Origin of the sequence: Streptacidiphilus cavernicola, assembly GCF_042510955.1 — a bacterium.
Taxonomy (GTDB): domain Bacteria; phylum Actinomycetota; class Actinomycetes; order Streptomycetales; family Streptomycetaceae; genus Streptacidiphilus; species Streptacidiphilus cavernicola.
The window spans coordinates 340842-355969 of the sequence record NZ_JBHFAB010000003.1 but is presented as its reverse complement, the minus strand read 5'-3'; the positions used below and the strand labels follow the sequence as shown (position 1 = coordinate 355969).

The following is a 15128-nucleotide window of genomic DNA, read 5'->3' as shown; positions in this document are numbered from 1 at the left end:
GAAGCCGAGGAGGGCGCGATGCCCGAGCAGTCGATTCCGGACGTACGGAAGTCGGTGACCGTGGCGGCCACGCCCGAGCACTGCTTCAAGGTGTTCACCGAGGCCCCGGCGGACTGGTGGCCGCCGTCCCACATCCTGGTGAAGAAGGAGCGCGCGGGTCTGGCCTTCGAACCCGGCGTGGGGGGCCGCTACTACGAGTGGGACGTCGAGGGCACCGAGATCGCCTGGGGCAAGGTGCTGACCTGGGAGGCCCCGCACCGGCTCTCGATGACCTGGCGGATCGACGGCCACTGGCAGTCGATCACCGACGACGAGCGGGCCAGCGTGATCGAGGTGGAGTTCACCGCGATCGACGAGAACACCACCCGGGTGGACCTGGCCCACGTGCAGCTGCACCGGCACGGCGAGGGGGCCGAGGGCATCTTCCGCGCCCTGGACGGCCCCAGTCCGGGCGAGACCCTGGAGCGCTTCGCGCGGGCGATCTGAGCAAGCGTCAGCACAGGCCCCGGACACCGCTGTCCGGGGCCTGCGGCGTGCCCGCTCCCGGTGCCGGGGGTCCAGTGCCGGTGCAGCCCGGTTCGAGCCGGAAGCGGCACGCTCGTCGGCGTGCAACCCCGAACCGCCCGTCACAACGAGAGGTCAACAGGATGCCTGCCGTCGTACAACTGGACACCGACCGGCCGGGCTCCGGGCCTGCCGTGCCCACCGACGAGCTGATCACCACCGCCGCCCGCTTCGCCGCCCAGGCCGACGCCACCCGCGAACTGGCCCCCGAGGTCATCACCGCGCTGCGCGAGGCCGGTTTCGCCCGGCACTTCGTCTCCGCCGCCTGGGGCGGCCGGGAGGGCAGCTTCGAGGAGCTGACCCGGGCGGTGACCGCGGTGGCCGAGGTGTGCCCGGCCACCGCCTGGTGCGCCTCGCTCAGCGCCTACTCGGCCCGCTTCGCCGCGCACCTGCCGCAGGAGGGGCACCGCGCGCTCTGGGGCGCCAACCCGGACGCGGTGATCGCCACCGCGCTGATGCCGTCCGGCAAGGCCGCGGCGGCCGACGGCGGCTGGCGGGTCAACGGGCGGTGGGGCTACGTCAGCGGCGTCGACTTCGCCGACTGGGTGCTGCTCTGCGGCGCGATCCCGGCCCCCGAGGGCCCGCCCCAGCTCCGCTTCTTCGCCCTCCCCCGGGGCAGCTACCAGGTCAGCAAGACCTGGGACAGCATCGGCATGCGCGCCACCGGCAGCCACACCGTGCTGGTGGACGACGTCCTGGTCCCGGCCCACCTCTCGTTCGACCGGACCGACATGATCACCGGCCGCAACGACTCCGAGCTGTCCGCGCACCGGGTGCCGTTCCAGGCCGTCGGCGGGCTGACCTTCATCGCCCCGGTGGTCGGCGCCGCCGCGGGCGCGCTGAACGCCACCGCCGCCGCGCTGACCGGCAAGCGGCGGACCCCGGCGGTGGAGCTGGCGGTGGTCCGCGCCTCCGGCCGGATCGACGCCGCCCGGCTGCTGCTCACCCAGAACTCCGACGTCCTGGACGGCCGGAAGTTCACCCCGGACCACATGGCCCGGAACGAGCGCAACGCCACCTTCGCCGCCGAGATGGCGATCGAGGCGGTCGGCCTGCTGGTCAAGGCGGCCGGCACCAGCGGCCTCGGCGAGACCCACGCGCTGCAGCGGTTCTGGCGCGACGTCACCTCCGCGGCCAGCCACGTGGCGCTGCAGTACGACACCGCCGCCCGGAAGACCTACTCCACCGTGCTGCTGGGCCCTGAGGCCTGACGGGGCGTCGCCTCCCCCGCGGCCGGGCCTCCGCCTCCGACAACGGGGCGGCGGCCCGGCCGCTGCGTCGTTCCCGGGCTCCAGATCCGGCCCAGTGCTGCTCCAGCCGCCGCGCCTAGCGTGCCGGTATCCGTGTCCGCCAGTCCTCGGAGGTACCTGTGACCGCTCCCCATGAAGAAGACGTGTTCCCTTTCGCAGGCTCGTCCTACCAGGGCCCTTCCCCGCGCTACGCGGAACTGCGGACCTGCCCGCAGTCGGTGGTGAAGGTCCCCACCGCGGGCGGCGTGGACGCCTGGCTGGTGACCGAGTACGCCGACGTACGGGCGGCCTTCGCCGACCCGAGGATCAGCCGGGCCGCGGCCTGCGGCGAGGGCGCGCCCCGGGTGGGCGGCTCGATGCACACCACCCCCGAGATGATCATCTCCATGGACGTGGTCGAGCACACCCGGCTGCGCAAGCTGGTGGCCGGCTCGTTCACGGTCCGGAAGATCGAGTCGATGCGCCCCCGGGTCCAGGAGATCGTGGACGAGCTGCTGGACGACATGGCCGCCAAGGGCCCGAGCGCCGACCTGGTGCAGGCGCTGGCGCTGCCGCTGCCGCTGACCGTCATCGGCGACCTGCTGGGCGTGCCGCGGCAGGACCTGCAGAGCTTCGAGCGCTGGGCCCGCGCCTTCGCCACCGTGGACGACCGGGCCGGCGGCGCGGCCTCGCTGGAGGGGCTGGCGAAGCTCAGCGAGTACATCGTCGGCCTGATCGCCGACAAGCGGGCCAACCCCACCGACGACATGCTGTCCGAGCTGATCGCCGCCCGCGACAACGACGACCGGCTCAGCGAGCAGGAGCTGGTGACCTTCGGCTTCACCCTGATCGGCGCGGGCTTCGACACCACCGCCAACCAGCTGGGAAACTCGGTGCTGGCGCTGGTCGAGGACCACCGGGACCAGTGGGAGCTGCTGGCCGACAAGCCGGAGCTGATCCCCGGCGCGGTCGAGGAGCTGCTGCGGCACGTCAACCTCTTCGCCACCGACACCACCGGGTTCCCCCGGGTCGCCATCGAGGACCTGGAGCTGGGCGGCGCGAAGATCGAGGCCGGCGACGCCGTGGTGATCGCGCTGGCCTCGGCCAACCGCGACGCCAACGTCTTCGAGGACCCGGACCGGCTGGACGTGACCCGGACCGACAACCCGCACATCTCCTTCGGCCACGGCCTGCACTACTGCCTCGGCAAGACGCTGGGCCGGATCGAGATGCAGGTCGCGCTGGAGGCGCTGATCCGCCGCTTCCCCAGCCTGCGGCTGGCCGTCCCGGCCTCGGAGCTCCCCTGGCACGAGGGCGAGATCAACCACACCCTGACCAGCCTCCCGGTCACCTGGGACGCCTGACGGGCCGTCACCGGACGGGGCGGGGACGGCGCTGCCGTCGCCGCCCCGTCCGGTGTTCCTGGGGCGCCCTCACTCCGGGGGCTGGACCACGACCTGCTCGCCCTCGCCGCTCGGCTCCTCGAAGGCCGCCAGGTAGCGGTTCAGCAGCTGCTCCTCCACGGTGACGGAGTTGGCTCCGTCCTCGTCGTTCCTGGCCTTGACGCGGCGCTCCAGCGTGGCCCGGTCGGCCTTGAGGTGGACCAGCTCCCACCGGCAGCCGTGGCTCTCGACCAGCGCCTTGTAGTCGTCGCGGTGGGCGCGGCTCCAGAAGCTGTAGTCCACCACGACGTCGCGGCCGGCCCGCATCAGCGCGACCAGCTCCTGCCGCTGCTCGCGCCTGACCTCGTCCTTGAGCCGGTCGTACGCCTCCGGCTCCAGCACCAGCCCGGCATCACGCCGCCCGAGCCGCTCCCACACCGCCTCGTCGATGGACAGCCGCGCGTAGCCGCGCCGCACCAGCCCCCGCGCGTACGTGGTCTTCCCCGCCCCCGGAAGACCACACATCAGCACCACAGTGCCCCTCTGCCGCGTCACCGGGCCAGCGTACCCACGCCGAGACCCCGCACCGGCCGGCGGGCCGGGTGTAGTACGGCGTAGTACACTCGCCGTATGGAGGCCACCATGCGGGAACTGAACCAGCAGACAGCCCGGGTGATAGGGGCGGTGGAGCGGGGGGAGACGGTGACGGTCACCAAGGACGGCCGCCATGTCGCGACCCTTGTCCCGCCGTCCCTGGCCCCGGCCCGCTACAGCTTCCGTACCGACCCCATGGGCGAGGAGCTCGACGACGCCCCGGTCCTCTCGGGCGGCGGCGGACGGCTCGTGGCCGACCGGGACCAGCTCATGACGGGGTTCGGGCAGTGAGCGAAGTCGCCGTCGTCGGCGACACGGGGGCGCTGCTCGCCTACTACTTCGGCGACGAGCCGGAGCACGCGGCCTGCCGGAACGCACTCAAGACCGTGGGCCATCTGGTCATCTCGCCCATGGTCCTGGCCGAGTTGGACTACCTGGCTTCCACCGGGGCGAGCCCGAAGGCAGCGATGGCCGTGCTGGACGACATCATCGACCGCCAGGCCGTCGGACGGTTCGAGATCCCCGAGATCGGCCCGCACCTCCCGGCCGCACGGGTGGTCCTCAAGCGGTACAGCGATCTCAACATCGGCCTCACCGACGCGGTCAACGTCGCCCTCGCCGCGGAGTTCCACACCGACACGATCTTCACCGTCGACCGCCGCCACTTCCGGGCCGTCCGCCCCCTCACCGACCACCCCGCCTTCCGTCTCCTGCCGGACGACCTCGGCTAGGAAGGACCTTCCAGCCGCCGACGGGAGTCATGCAGTGGACCAGGACGAGGCGCTCCGGGTCGCAGTCGCCCTGCTCCGGGAGAGCCGGCGCGGCAACGAACCGGAACTGGCCGTGGACGTCGACAGGGTGCGCGTCAAGGACGGCCTCCTGATCGTCCCCTACAACTCCGCAACGTACCTGGCCTCCCGCAGTGTCCGCGACCGGCTCCTCGACTGCTGGCCGATCCTCGTCGACCTCACTACGGGTCAGGCCCGCTTCGGCCGCCTCCACGAGCGCTCCCTGTGGCGGGACGACGGGGCGTAGGCAGACCCGTCTGGAGGCGGCCACGGACGTACGGTCAGCCCGAGGCGTTCGAGGTCTTCACGCCGGTGCTGGTGACCGTGACCGGGCCGATGCGGGTGCCGTCCGGGGACTGGACGAAGGCGTAGGCGCTGGAGTGCTCGTGCTTCTTGGTGACCACGCCGATGTGGACCGCCTGGATCGTGCCCGGGATGACGCCGTTCGGGACGCTGCCGTGGGTGACGTAGAGGGCGAACTCGCCGCGGTCGTTCTCGATCCAGAAGCCGGAGCCGTCCGGGTTGGTGGCGTTGAAGGTGTGGTCCGGGTGGAAGACGAAGCCGGTGACCGACACCGACGGGCCGCTGGGCGCCTGCACCGTGACGTCCCAGGTCCAGGTGCCGACCAGCAGGTCGTCCTTCGGGGCGGCAGTGGTGGCCGTGGCGGGCGCGAGCCCGAAGCCGAGCAGGCCGGCCGTCAGGACGGTCGCCACCGCGGCGGAGCGGAGCCGGCGGCTGCGGCGGGCCTGTGCGGCGGGGGTACGGGTGGTGTCGTTCATGGGGGTTCCTCTCTGGGAAACAGCGCATGCCTGAGCACCCGTCACCCCGGGCGGGATGACGGGACCCAGGGCCGGTGGGTCAGCTGGACACGTTCGAGGTCTTCACACCGGTACTGGTGACCGTGATCGGACCGATCTCGCTGCCGTCCGGGGAGTGGACGAAGGCGATGGCATTGGAGTGCTCGTGCTTCTTGGTGACCACGCCGAGGTGGACCGCCTGGACGGTGCCGGGGATCACGCCGCCCTCGGCGCCGCCGTGGGTGACGTACATCGAGAACCCGCCGTTCCGGCTCTCCTGCCAGAAGCCGGTGGCCGCGTAGATCGGGTTGCCGGTGTCGCCGTCCGGGCCGTAGGCGTTGAAGGTGTGGTCCGGGTGGAAGATGAACACCGGGTCGGTGACCGAGGGGCCTGTGGGCGCGTACACGGTGACCGTGAGCGACCAGGTGCCGACCAGCAGGTCGTTCTTCGCGGCGGCGTCGGCCGTGGTGGGGGCGAGGCCGAAGCCGACCAGGGCGGCCAGCATCGCGGCGGTCACCCCGACGGTGCGCAGGCTGGGACGGCGGCGGGGCCGCGGCGCGGCCGGCGCGGTGTCGGACACCGGGGTGGGGAGATCCTCGGGCGAGGCGGTGAGCGTGCCGTTCATGGAGGTGCCTTTCTGGTGGCAGGATGGTGGTGCTGGTGGCAGTGGTTGGCGCTGGACTGGTGGATCGTCATACCGGTTGGACGGCATGGGCTTTGAGGTCGAACCCGGGCCGGCGCACCTGCTCCGGGGTCGGCGTGTTGCCTTCGGCGAGCAGTCGGCCGGCGATGCCGTGGTCGGCCGGCCGGTTGACCGACTCCACCCCGATCAGCCGGCCCTGCCGGAAGCAGCAGAGCGAGAAGCGGGACCGGGCCGGGTCGCCGATCAGCACGACCTCGTCCGCGCCGCCGGTCAGCCCGGCGATCTGCAGGTTGACGTCGTACTGGCCGGACCAGAAGCGGGGCACCGCGCGGTAGGCCACCGGCTCCCCGGTGATCGCCGCGGCCACGCAGCGGGCCTGGTCGGAGGCGTTCTGCACGCTCTCCAGCCGGATCGGGCGGCCTTCGTAGGGGCTGGGGAAGCGGGCGCAGTCGCCGATCGCGTGGATCGCCGGGTCGCTGGTCCGCAGCTTGGCGTCGACCAGGACCCCGTCCCCGACCGCGAGCCCGGCCTGCACCGCCAGTTCGACGTTGGGCAGCACGCCCACGCCGATCACCACCAGCTCCGCCGGGATCTGCTCGCCGCCGTGCAGGCGCACCGCCTGGACGCCGGGGCCCGGGTTCGGCCCGGTGCCGCCGAGCAGGCCCTCGACCTCGTGGCCCAGCAGCAGCCGGACCCCGCGCCGGGTGTGCTCCTCGGCCAGCCAGGCCGACATCCGCGCGGTGACCGCGCGGGCCAGCACCCGGCGCAGCGCCTCCACCACGGTCACGTGGTGGCCCAATCCGCGTGCGGTGGCCGCCAGTTCGAGGCCGATCATGCCGGCTCCGACGATCACGAGCCGCTTCGGCCGCGCACCGTCGGGACGGGCCAGCAGGCGGCGCAGCGCGTCGGCGTCGTCGACCCCGCGCAGGGTGTGCACCCCGGCGTGGTCCAGGCCGGGCAACGGCAGCACCCGCGGGCGGGATCCGGTGGCCAGTACCAGCCGGTCGTAGCGGACCGTCCCGCCGTCGCCGAGTACCACCGTCCTGGTGGTCCGGTCCAGCTCCACCGCCCGGACGCCGCAGCGCAGTTCGATACCCTGGTCGGCGTAGAAGGCGGCCGGGCGCAGCTCCAGGTCGGAGCGGTCGGCGGTGCCGGCCGCGTAGCCCTTGGACAGCGGCGGGCGCTGGTAGGGCAGGTGCGGCTCCTCGCCGATCAGGGTGATCGGACCGGTGAAGCCCCGGCTGCGCAGCGCCGCCGCGGTGTCGGACCCGGCCTGTCCCGCGCCGACGATGACGACGGCCTCGGCGGCGGCCATCAGGACTGCCGCTCGGGCAGGTCGACCACCAGTCCGTCGAGGGCGTCGCTGATCGGGAGCTGGCAGCTGAGCCGGCTGTTGTCGCGGCGCGGGCTGGCGGTGCCGTAGAGGACCTCGTCCTCGGACTCGTGCATCTCCGGGAGTTGTACGGCGCAGAGTTCGTCGACGTAGACGTGGCAGGTGCCGCACTGGGCGGAGCCGCCGCACTGCGCCTCGATGCCGTCGACGTTGTTGATCTTCGCGCCGCGCATCACGGTGTTGGGCGCCGGCACCTCCAGAACGGTCACGGTGCCGCTCGGGTGCCGATAGGTGATCTTGGCCATGGCACTCTCCTCGTGGACGGGCGGCCGAACGAACGAGGGAACTGTCCCGACCTGCCCTAGCAGCACGCTCGAACACTCCTGGACGGTCCGTCAGCACCCCTTCCAGGTCGGCTCAAGCCGATCCCGCGATGCTCGGGGTCCGACGAGAACGGAGATCCCGGTGGCCACCATCGAGCCAGGCACGACCCTGACCGACGCGCTTCACGCGTTCCACGCCCAGCGGCCGGACTGGTCGGCCGACGACACCCGCACGCCCGGGGTGGAGTACGCGGAGATCGAGGTCCCGCGCGACTACGACGACCCGGACGGCGAGCGGCTCACGCTGGCGCTGAGCCGCCGCCGGGCCACCGATCCGGCCCGGCGCCGCGGCATCCTGCTGTCCGTCAACGGCGGCCCCGGCGGCGACTGGGGCCGCGGCGTGGAGCTGCCCGGCCTCTACGCCGACACGCCGGTGGGCGAGGTCTACGACCTGATCGGCTTCGACCCGCGCGGCATCGGCCGCTCGACCAACCTGTTCGCCGAGGTGGCGGTGCCGGCCGCGCCGTTCGACTCCCGGCCGCCGGACTCCGCGTTCGACACGCTGGCCGACGACATGCACCGGCGCGAGCTGGCCTGCCAGCGGGCCGGCGGCGAGCTGCGCCGGCACATCAGCACCCCCAACACCGCCCGCGACATGGACGTGGTCCGCGCGGTGCTCGGCGAGGAGAAGCTGAGCTTCGTCGGCTACGCGTACGGGGCCTACGTCGGCGCGGTCTACGGCAGCCTGTTCCCGCAGCGGCTCGACCGCAGCGTGCTGGACTCCTGCGTGCACCCGGACTGGACCTGGCGGGAGCAGTTCCTGTGGCAGGGCGACGCGGTCCGGCGCAGCGTGGACCTCTGGGCCGGCTGGGTCGCCGAGCGCAGCGGCCGGTTCGGCCTCGGCAACGGCGCCGAGCAGGTGCTCGCGGACGTCGAGCGGGTGGTCACCGCGCTGGAGGGGCTGCCGGAGGGGGTGCGGCTGCGCACCCTGTTCGACGGCGCGGTCGGCTCCCGGTCGGTGGACCGGGGCCAGTGGGCCGAGCTGGCCGACCTGGTGGCCGGGCTGCGCGACGCGGGCGAGGGCCTCGGCGACGCGGCGCACAAGGCGCTGGCCGCACAGGACACCTGGCGGCCCGAGGACAGCGAGGGCGACCTGCGGGTCGGCGTGCTGGAAGCGATCACCATGGAGCACTTCTGGCCGTCCGACCTGGACGTCTACCGCCGCGACATGGCCGCCTTCCGGGCCCGCTTCCCGTACGGCTACGGCGTGTTGAAGGCGCAGCCGTGGGTGGGCGCGTTCCGTACCTTCACCGCGCCGGAGGCCCCGGTGAAGGTGGAGCGGGACGGCTACCCGGTGGGCCTGATCGTGCAGGCCGACGGCGACCCGATGGACCACTACGCGGGCGGGGTGGCGATGGCCGAGCGGCTCGGCAACCGGCTGCTGACGGTCGCCGACTCCGGCGAGCACGAGGTGTACGCGCTGGGCGGCAACACCGCGCTGGACGCGGTGGTGGACCGCTACCTGGTGGACGGCGAGCTGCCGGCCGCGGGGGCGTCCGTGCCCGGGAAGACCCCGCGCCCGGACATCCCCGCGGACAGCTGAGCGCGGTCGGCCTGAGCCGACCGCGATCAGCTGAGCCACACGGCAGCTGAGCGGCCGTCAGGCGATGCGGACCTCCCGGTTGCCGGCTTTCGCCGCGGCGAAGGCCAGCAGCCGGGTCCCCTCCTCGGTCAGGGCCTTCCGCTCGGCCCGGGTCAGCGGCGCGAACGGCTCGACCGCCAGCACCGCCGCATCCTTGGACTGCTCGATGCTCCACAGCCCGCGCACGAAGCCGTCGACCAGGATCACCGACTTGATCAGGCCGTTCCTGGTGAACACCAGCCGCCGCTGCTCGTCCGTCAGGATCCGGCTCCGGTCGGCGTGCGAGAGCAGGATGTTGTCGAACTCGGGCAGGAAGCGCACCGGGCCGGGAGTCTCCCGGTCCGGTCGCGGCGCGTCCGGCAGGTCGAACAGCTCCACCCCGTTCTCGTCCCGGAACACCGCGAGACCGGGCCGCAGCCGGTTGAACGACGCGGCCAACCGGGTCATCCCGGACCACATCTGCGCGTCCTTGACGCCGGCCGGTCCGAACGCGGCCAGGTAGCGCAGCACCAGCGCGTCCGCCTCGGTCTCGGCCGACAGCGGCTGCCCGAGCCAAGCCTCGGCGGTGGCGTGCACGGCCTGGCCGCTCTCGCCCCACACCCCGCGCGGCGGCGGCTGCACCAGCGCGGCCAGGTTGCGCACCGCGTTGGCCATGGCGAACGGGTCCCGGTCCGGCCACTGCTCGGCCAGCAGCTTGCCGAGGCCGCCCAGGGTCAGCGGCTGCGCGTCGAGGTGGCCGCGGCCCGCGGCGACCACCGCGTCCAGGTCCAGGCCGTCCAGCTGGCGGCCGAAGGTGCTTTTCAGCGACCGGGCCAGCGACTCCGCGAGCACCGGCCGGATCAGCAGGCAGTCCCGGGCGCTGACCAGGTGGATGGTGCTGCGCATCAGCACGATCCGGACCGCGCCGCGGTCCCGCATCAGCGCGGAGAGGTGCTCCAGCTCGAAGCCGTTCAGCCGGGTCCACAGGCCGAGGTACGGCGGGGCCGGCGCCTGCGACTGCATGCCGACCAGGTGTTCGATCGCGTCGAGCGCGGTCAGGTCGGCCCGCTCGAGCAGCAGCTGCCGCGCGAGTAAGGCCCGGTTGAGGTCCCGTCGGGTCAGTACGGGCGCTGCTGCGGTGGCCACGGGTTTGCTCCTGGTGGTACAGAAGGGTCGTCAGGGAACGGCGCGGAGGGGTCAGGACAGCTTCACCACGACGGTACCGGTGTAGCGGCGCTCCTGGAGCGCGAGGAAGGTCTCCGGCAGCACCGGGACCCCGCCCTCGACCACGGTGTGCGGGAAGACGATCCGGTCCTCGCCCAGCCAGGTGCCGAAGCGGGCGTTCCAGCCGTCGAACTGCTCCGGGGTGTGCAGGGTGGCGAAGGCGTGGAAGGTGAGGTCCTTGGAGATCGCGGTCATCAGCGGCAGCCGCGGGCTGCCGCCGTCGCCGCCGTGCTGGCCGCCGAGCGCGCCGCAGAGGGCGAACCTGGCGCCGAACTTCGCCGCCTGCACCGCCGCGTCGAACTGCTCGCCGCCGACGTTGTCGAAGACCACGTCGACCCCGTCCGGGGCGTGCTTGGCGAGCTGCTCGGCGACCGGGCCGTCGTGGTAGTCGAAGGCGGCGTCGAAGCCCAGCACGTCCACCAGGTAGTCGATCTTCTCCTTGGAGCCGGTGCTGCCGATCACCTTGGCCGCGCCGTGCAGCCGGGCGATCTGGCCGGCCAGCGCGCCGACGCCGTTGGTGGCGCCGGAGACGAAGACCGTGTCGCCCTCGGTGACCCCGGCCTTGACCACCATGCCGTGCCAGGCGGTGGGGCCCTGGGAGAGGAAGTACTCGGCGCCGGGCAGCTGGCTCCGGTCCCGCTTGAAGAAGCCGTGGGCGTTGCCGACGGCGTAGTCGCGCCAGCCGGAGAAGTGCTCGACCAGGTCGCCGACGGCGTGCACCGGGCTGTTGGAGCGGACCACGGTGCCGACGGTGCGGCCCCACATGGCGACGCCGGGCTGGAACACCGGGATCGGCAGCTTGGTGTCGGGGTTCATCTGGTCCCTGGCCACCGAGCCGAGGGTCATCCAGTCGTTCCGGACCACCACCTCGCCGTCGCCGGGCTCGGCCAGCGGCGCCTCGGCCACGTCGAAGTGATCGAGCGTCACCTCGCCCTGGGGGTAGGAGGCCAGGCGGACCTCACGGCTGGTGGCGGGCAGTTCAGTGCTCATCGGGTTTCTCCGTAAGGTTTCGGGCGGAACGAATGTGACGGTTCGTCAGCTGAGCGTGCGGAAGAACGAGCGCAGCTCCTGCACCAGCACCTCGGGCTGCTCCAGCGCCGGGAAGTGGCCGCCGTGCTCGTGGTCGGTGAAGCGGCGCAGGTCGGTGAACCGGCCGGCCACCCACGGCTTGGGGAAGCGGGCGTCCTTGGGGAAGACCGAGCAGGCGGTGGGGACGTGCACCGGGGCCAGCGCCATCTTGTTGTGGCTCTCCCAGTAGATCCGGGCCGAGGAGGCGCCGGTGCCGGCCAGCCAGGACAGGGTGACCGCGTCCAGCAGCCGGTCGCGCGGGACGACCTTCTCCAGGTCGCCGTCGTGGTCGCTCCAGGCCCAGTACTTCTCGACCATCCAGGCGAGCTGGCCCACCGGGGAGTCGGTCAGCCCGTAGCCGAGCGTCTGCGGCCGGGTGGCCTGCAGCACCGAGTAGGCGCCCTCCTCGGCCTGGAACTTCTTCAGCGCGGCCAGGCCCGCGTAGTCGCGCTGGTCCAGCTCGACCTGCTGCTCCGGCGGCAGCGCGAAGGGCATCGCCAGGTGGATGCCGATCAGGTGGTCCTGGTCGGTCTCGCCGAGCACGCCGGTGAGGAAGGAGCCCCAGTCCACGCCGTGCGCGGCGTAGCGGTGGTAACCGAGGCGGGCCATCAGCGCGGCCCAGGCGGCGGCGGTGCGCTCGATGGTCCAGCCGGCCTCGGCCGGCTTGTCGCTGAAGCCGAAGCCCGGCAGCGAGGGCGCGACCACGTGGAAGGCGTCGGCCGGGTCCTCCGGCTCGGTCAGCGGGCGGACCAGCTCCAGGAACTCCACCACCGAGCCCGGCCAGCCGTGGCTGATCAGCAGCGGTGTGGCGTCGGCGTGCGGCGAGCGGACGTGCAGGTAGTGGATGCCCAGGCCGTCGATCTCGGTCCGGAACTGCGGCAGCGCGTTCAGCCGGGCCTCGGTGGGACGCCAGTCGTAGTCGTCGCGCCAGTACGCCGCCAGCTCGCGCAGATAGGCCAGGGGGACGCCCTGGGACCAGTCGTCGACGGTCTCGGCCTCCGGCCAGCGGGTCCTGGCCAGCCGGTCCCGGAGGTCGTCGAGGTCCGCCTGCGGGATCTCGACGCGAAAGGGCTCTGCTGCCGTGCTCATGGGATGTCCCTTCGGATGGCCTCAGCCGGTCTCGGCGGAGGCTAGGGCCGGGGCCTTGAGCTGGGGTCGAACCCGGAACGGGGCCGCCGGGTTCGAGTCCGCTTCCGGCTCCCCTCCAGACGCCGCTGCCAGGGTTCTCGGGCCCTACGAGGAGGGACCAGCGATGACCACACACGCCGAAACGACCGGCGAGGCGGAAGAGACGTTTCCGTATCCGCGCAAGTGCCCGATGTCCCAACCGGAGCAGTACGCGCAGTTCCTCGACGAGCCGGTGAAGCAGGTACCCCTGCCGACCGGGTTGAAGATCTGGGCGGTCACCGGCCACGAGAACATGCGGCAGCTGCTGACCGACCCCCGGACCAGCGCCTCCCGCAAGGAGCCGAACTTCCCGTTCTACTTCGACGCCCCGCCGGAGTTCCGTACCGAGACCTCGTTCATCGGCTACGACGGCGAGGAGCACACCCGCACCCGCCGCAAGGCGGCGGTGACCTTCACCAACCGCCAGGTGCAGCGGCTCCGGCCGCGGATCGAGCAGATCGTCGACGAGGCGATCGACGCGATGATCGAGGCCGGTCCCGGCGTGGACATGCACCACGCGCTGTCGCTGCCGGTGCCGATGACGGTGATCTGCCTGCTGCTCGGCATCCCGTACGAGGACCATGAGTTCTTCCAGGTCAACGGCACCACGCTGCTGGGCGGCACGGCCTCCATGGCGGAGCGTCAGGCCGCGCTGGTGAATGTGAACGAGTACCTGTTCGGCCTGGTCGCGGTCAAGGAGCAGGAGCCCGGCGACGACCTGCTGAGCCGGGCCATCGCCGAGTACCGCGAGGCCGGCGAGGGCTACGAGGCCCGCGACCTGGTCAACCTGTGCCGGCTGCTGATGAACGGCGGCCACGAGACCACCGCCAGCATGATCTCGCTGGGCACCGCCGCGCTGCTGGAGAACCCGGAGCAGCTGGCGCTGCTGAAGGGCGACCCGGAGCTGCTGGTCCCCGCGGTCGAGGAGCTGGTCCGCTTCCTCACCATCGGCGACGCGGCGGTGCCGCGGGTCGCGCTGGAGGACATCGAGGTCGGCGGCGCCACCATCCCCAAGGGCGACGGCATCCTCTGCCTCGGCCTGACCGCCAACCGCGACCCGTCGGTCTACGAGAACCCGGACGAGCTGGTCCTCAGCCGCGGCAACCGGCGCCACTTCGGCTTCGGCCACGGGCTGCACCACTGCATCGGCGCCGACCTGGCCCGGCTGGAGCTGCAGCTGGTCTGGGGCAAGCTGTTCGAGCGGATCCCGTCGCTGCGGCTCGCCGTCCCGTTCTCGGAGATCCCCTCCAAGGAGCGGGCGATCATCTACGGGCTGTGGAACCTCCCGGTCTCCTGGGACGTGTGAGCACACCGTGGGACCGCTGACGGGTCTGCGGGTGGTGGAGCTGGCGGCGATCGGCCCCGCGCCGTTCGCCTGCATGGTGCTCGCCGACCTGGGCGCGGACGTGCTGCGGATCGACCGGGCCGACGGCCGGCGCTCGTTCGAGGACTGGCACCAGGTCCTCGACCGCGGGCGCCGGTCGTTGGCGCTCGACCTGAAGGATCCGGAGCAGGTCGAACGGCTGCTCCGGATCGTGGACGAGTCGGACGTGCTGGTCGAGGGCTTTCGGCCGGGCGTGGCCGAACGGCTGGGGCTCGGTCCGGGCCCCTGCCTGGAGCGCAACCCCGGGCTGGTCTTCGCCCGGATGACCGGCTGGGGGCAGGACGGGCCGCTGGCCTCGGCCCCCGGACACGACATCAACTACCTGGCGCTGACCGGGGCGCTGGACGCGATCGGCGAGCGCGGCGGACCGCCGGTGCCGCCGGTCAACCTGCTGGGCGACTTCGCCGGCGGTTCGATGTTCCTGGTCGCCGGGGTGCTGGCGGCGCTGTACGAGCGCCGCGGCTCGGGCCGGGGACAGGTGGTGGACGCCGCGATCGTGGACGGCGTCGGCGCGATGCTGGGGATGCTGGTCGGGATGACCGCGTCCGGGCAGTGGCGCCCGGAGCGCGGCAGCAACCTGCTCGACGGCGGCTCCCCCTGCTACTCCTGCTACCCCTGCGCCGACGGCCGCCATGTGGCCGTCGGCGCTCTGGAGCCGCGCTTCTACGCCGCGCTGCTGGACGGGCTCGGGCTCGATCCGGCGCTGCTGCCGGACCGCGACGAGCCGGCCAACTGGCCGCTGCTGCGGGAGCAGTTCGCGGCCCGCTTCGCCGCCCGCGACCGGGACGCCTGGGCCGCCGTCTTCGACGGCACCGAGGCCTGCGTCACCCCGGTGCTCACGGTGGCCGAGGCCGGACGGCACCCGCACCAGCTCGCCCGCGGCAGCGGACCGGCGACCAGGGCGCCGCGCTTCAGCGGGACTCAAGCCGGACCCGACCGGCATCCCTCACCCTGACAACGATCGCCACAGCCATGCCCGGACGTGGCGAGACATCGAACCACCTGAGAGGC

General features: G+C 72.7%; 17 protein-coding genes. 9 read left to right on the top strand and 8 right to left on the bottom strand.

Annotated elements, in window-relative coordinates; genetic code table 11:
- Nucleotides 1-18 precede the first annotated feature (18 nt).
- From ACEZDE_RS06015 to ACEZDE_RS06005, 3 genes are all read left to right on the top strand, one after another.
- Complete coding sequence (locus ACEZDE_RS06015; protein WP_380533235.1) at nucleotides 19-486, top strand: SRPBCC family protein; 468 nt, start codon at nucleotides 19-21, stop codon at nucleotides 484-486.
- Between the two features lie 161 nt (nucleotides 487-647).
- Complete coding sequence (locus ACEZDE_RS06010; protein WP_380533233.1) at nucleotides 648-1775, top strand: hydrolase; 1128 nt, start codon at nucleotides 648-650, stop codon at nucleotides 1773-1775.
- Between the two features lie 182 nt (nucleotides 1776-1957).
- Nucleotides 1958-3157, top strand: coding sequence for a cytochrome P450 (locus ACEZDE_RS06005; protein ID WP_380533231.1), 1200 nt, complete (start codon nucleotides 1958-1960; stop codon nucleotides 3155-3157).
- Between the two features lie 69 nt (nucleotides 3158-3226).
- On the opposite strand, the gene ACEZDE_RS06000 is transcribed toward ACEZDE_RS06005, so the two are convergent.
- Nucleotides 3227-3904 carry an AAA family ATPase gene (locus ACEZDE_RS06000; RefSeq protein WP_380533229.1) on the bottom strand — a complete coding sequence of 226 codons (678 nt, stop codon included), beginning with the start codon at nucleotides 3902-3904 and terminating at the stop codon, nucleotides 3227-3229.
- Here ACEZDE_RS06000 and ACEZDE_RS05995 point away from each other — a divergent pair.
- Genes ACEZDE_RS05995 through ACEZDE_RS05985 form a run of 3 tightly spaced genes read left to right on the top strand, consistent with a single transcriptional unit; the run spans nucleotide 3806 to nucleotide 4804 of the window.
- Nucleotides 3806-4060 (top strand): type II toxin-antitoxin system Phd/YefM family antitoxin, encoded by a 255-nt coding sequence (locus ACEZDE_RS05995; protein WP_380533227.1) that lies wholly within the window; start codon nucleotides 3806-3808, stop codon nucleotides 4058-4060. The genes ACEZDE_RS06000 and ACEZDE_RS05995 overlap by 99 nt on opposite strands.
- Nucleotides 4057-4500: a PIN domain-containing protein gene (locus ACEZDE_RS05990; RefSeq protein WP_380533226.1), complete on the top strand. Its 444-nt coding sequence runs from the start codon at nucleotides 4057-4059 to the stop codon at nucleotides 4498-4500. Before ACEZDE_RS05995 ends, ACEZDE_RS05990 begins: the two co-directional genes overlap by 4 nt.
- Nucleotides 4501-4534: 34 nt before the next feature.
- Nucleotides 4535-4804, top strand: a complete 270-nt coding sequence (locus ACEZDE_RS05985; protein ID WP_380533224.1) for a hypothetical protein — start codon at nucleotides 4535-4537, stop codon at nucleotides 4802-4804.
- 34 nt (nucleotides 4805-4838) lie between these two features.
- On the opposite strand, the gene ACEZDE_RS05980 is transcribed toward ACEZDE_RS05985, so the two are convergent.
- The 4 genes from ACEZDE_RS05980 to ACEZDE_RS05965 form a co-directional block, all read right to left on the bottom strand.
- Entirely contained in the window at nucleotides 4839-5336 is a 498-nt protein-coding gene (locus ACEZDE_RS05980) for a hypothetical protein (RefSeq protein ID WP_380533222.1), read from the bottom strand.
- A gap of 79 nt (nucleotides 5337-5415) precedes the next feature.
- Nucleotides 5416-5979 carry a hypothetical protein gene (locus ACEZDE_RS05975; protein ID WP_380533220.1) on the bottom strand — a complete coding sequence of 188 codons (564 nt, stop codon included), beginning with the start codon at nucleotides 5977-5979 and terminating at the stop codon, nucleotides 5416-5418.
- Nucleotides 5980-6046: 67 nt separating this feature from the next.
- Nucleotides 6047-7312: an NAD(P)/FAD-dependent oxidoreductase gene (locus ACEZDE_RS05970; protein ID WP_380533218.1), complete on the bottom strand. Its 1266-nt coding sequence runs from the start codon at nucleotides 7310-7312 to the stop codon at nucleotides 6047-6049.
- Nucleotides 7312-7635 carry a 2Fe-2S iron-sulfur cluster-binding protein gene (locus ACEZDE_RS05965; RefSeq protein WP_380533217.1) on the bottom strand — a complete coding sequence of 108 codons (324 nt, stop codon included), beginning with the start codon at nucleotides 7633-7635 and terminating at the stop codon, nucleotides 7312-7314. The genes ACEZDE_RS05970 and ACEZDE_RS05965 overlap by 1 nt, the downstream gene beginning before the upstream one ends.
- Before the next feature lie 160 nt (nucleotides 7636-7795).
- On the opposite strand from ACEZDE_RS05965, the gene ACEZDE_RS05960 reads away from it, so the two are divergent.
- Nucleotides 7796-9256, top strand: a complete 1461-nt coding sequence (locus tag ACEZDE_RS05960) for an alpha/beta fold hydrolase (RefSeq protein ID WP_380533215.1) — start codon at nucleotides 7796-7798, stop codon at nucleotides 9254-9256.
- 57 nt (nucleotides 9257-9313) lie between these two features.
- Here the strand turns inward: ACEZDE_RS05960 and ACEZDE_RS05955 are convergent, their stop codons facing one another.
- From ACEZDE_RS05955 to ACEZDE_RS05945, 3 genes are read right to left on the bottom strand one after another with little or no spacing between them, the layout of a single operon-like run.
- Nucleotides 9314-10420 carry a winged helix DNA-binding domain-containing protein gene (locus ACEZDE_RS05955; protein WP_380533214.1) on the bottom strand — a complete coding sequence of 369 codons (1107 nt, stop codon included), beginning with the start codon at nucleotides 10418-10420 and terminating at the stop codon, nucleotides 9314-9316.
- A 51-nt stretch (nucleotides 10421-10471) separates the two neighbouring features.
- Entirely contained in the window at nucleotides 10472-11488 is a 1017-nt protein-coding gene (locus ACEZDE_RS05950) for a zinc-binding dehydrogenase (protein ID WP_380533212.1), read from the bottom strand.
- Between the two features lie 45 nt (nucleotides 11489-11533).
- Complete coding sequence (locus tag ACEZDE_RS05945; RefSeq protein ID WP_380533210.1) at nucleotides 11534-12655, bottom strand: epoxide hydrolase family protein; 1122 nt, start codon at nucleotides 12653-12655, stop codon at nucleotides 11534-11536.
- Between the two features lie 163 nt (nucleotides 12656-12818).
- Here ACEZDE_RS05945 and ACEZDE_RS05940 point away from each other — a divergent pair, with 163 nt between their 5' ends.
- Complete coding sequence (locus ACEZDE_RS05940; protein ID WP_380533207.1) at nucleotides 12819-14039, top strand: cytochrome P450; 1221 nt, start codon at nucleotides 12819-12821, stop codon at nucleotides 14037-14039.
- A 7-nt stretch (nucleotides 14040-14046) separates the two neighbouring features.
- The gene (locus ACEZDE_RS05935; protein WP_380533204.1) at nucleotides 14047-15072 is read left to right on the top strand and encodes a CaiB/BaiF CoA transferase family protein; all 1026 of its coding nucleotides are present in this window, start codon (nucleotides 14047-14049) and stop codon (nucleotides 15070-15072) included.
- Nucleotides 15073-15128: the final 56 nt, after the last annotated feature.

What these genes read in the sequence shown, in the direction of transcription:
- ACEZDE_RS05940 (WP_380533207.1), top strand. Translation starts at nt 12,819, where the DNA reads ATGACCACACACGCCGAAACGACCGGCGAGGCGGAAGAGACGTTTCCG.
- ACEZDE_RS06000 (WP_380533229.1), bottom strand. Translation starts at nt 3,904, where the DNA reads ATGGCGGCCGTCCTTGGTGACCGTCACCGTCTCCCCCCGCTCCACCGC.
- ACEZDE_RS06010 (WP_380533233.1), top strand. Translation starts at nt 648, where the DNA reads ATGCCTGCCGTCGTACAACTGGACACCGACCGGCCGGGCTCCGGGCCT.
- ACEZDE_RS05945 (WP_380533210.1), bottom strand. Translation starts at nt 12,655, where the DNA reads ATGAGCACGGCAGCAGAGCCCTTTCGCGTCGAGATCCCGCAGGCGGAC.
- ACEZDE_RS05950 (WP_380533212.1), bottom strand. Translation starts at nt 11,488, where the DNA reads ATGAGCACTGAACTGCCCGCCACCAGCCGTGAGGTCCGCCTGGCCTCC.
- ACEZDE_RS05965 (WP_380533217.1), bottom strand. Translation starts at nt 7,635, where the DNA reads ATGGCCAAGATCACCTATCGGCACCCGAGCGGCACCGTGACCGTTCTG.
- ACEZDE_RS06015 (WP_380533235.1), top strand. Translation starts at nt 19, where the DNA reads ATGCCCGAGCAGTCGATTCCGGACGTACGGAAGTCGGTGACCGTGGCG.
- ACEZDE_RS05975 (WP_380533220.1), bottom strand. Translation starts at nt 5,979, where the DNA reads ATGAACGGCACGCTCACCGCCTCGCCCGAGGATCTCCCCACCCCGGTG.
- ACEZDE_RS05995 (WP_380533227.1), top strand. Translation starts at nt 3,806, where the DNA reads ATGGAGGCCACCATGCGGGAACTGAACCAGCAGACAGCCCGGGTGATA.
- ACEZDE_RS05970 (WP_380533218.1), bottom strand. Translation starts at nt 7,312, where the DNA reads ATGGCCGCCGCCGAGGCCGTCGTCATCGTCGGCGCGGGACAGGCCGGG.
- ACEZDE_RS05980 (WP_380533222.1), bottom strand. Translation starts at nt 5,336, where the DNA reads ATGAACGACACCACCCGTACCCCCGCCGCACAGGCCCGCCGCAGCCGC.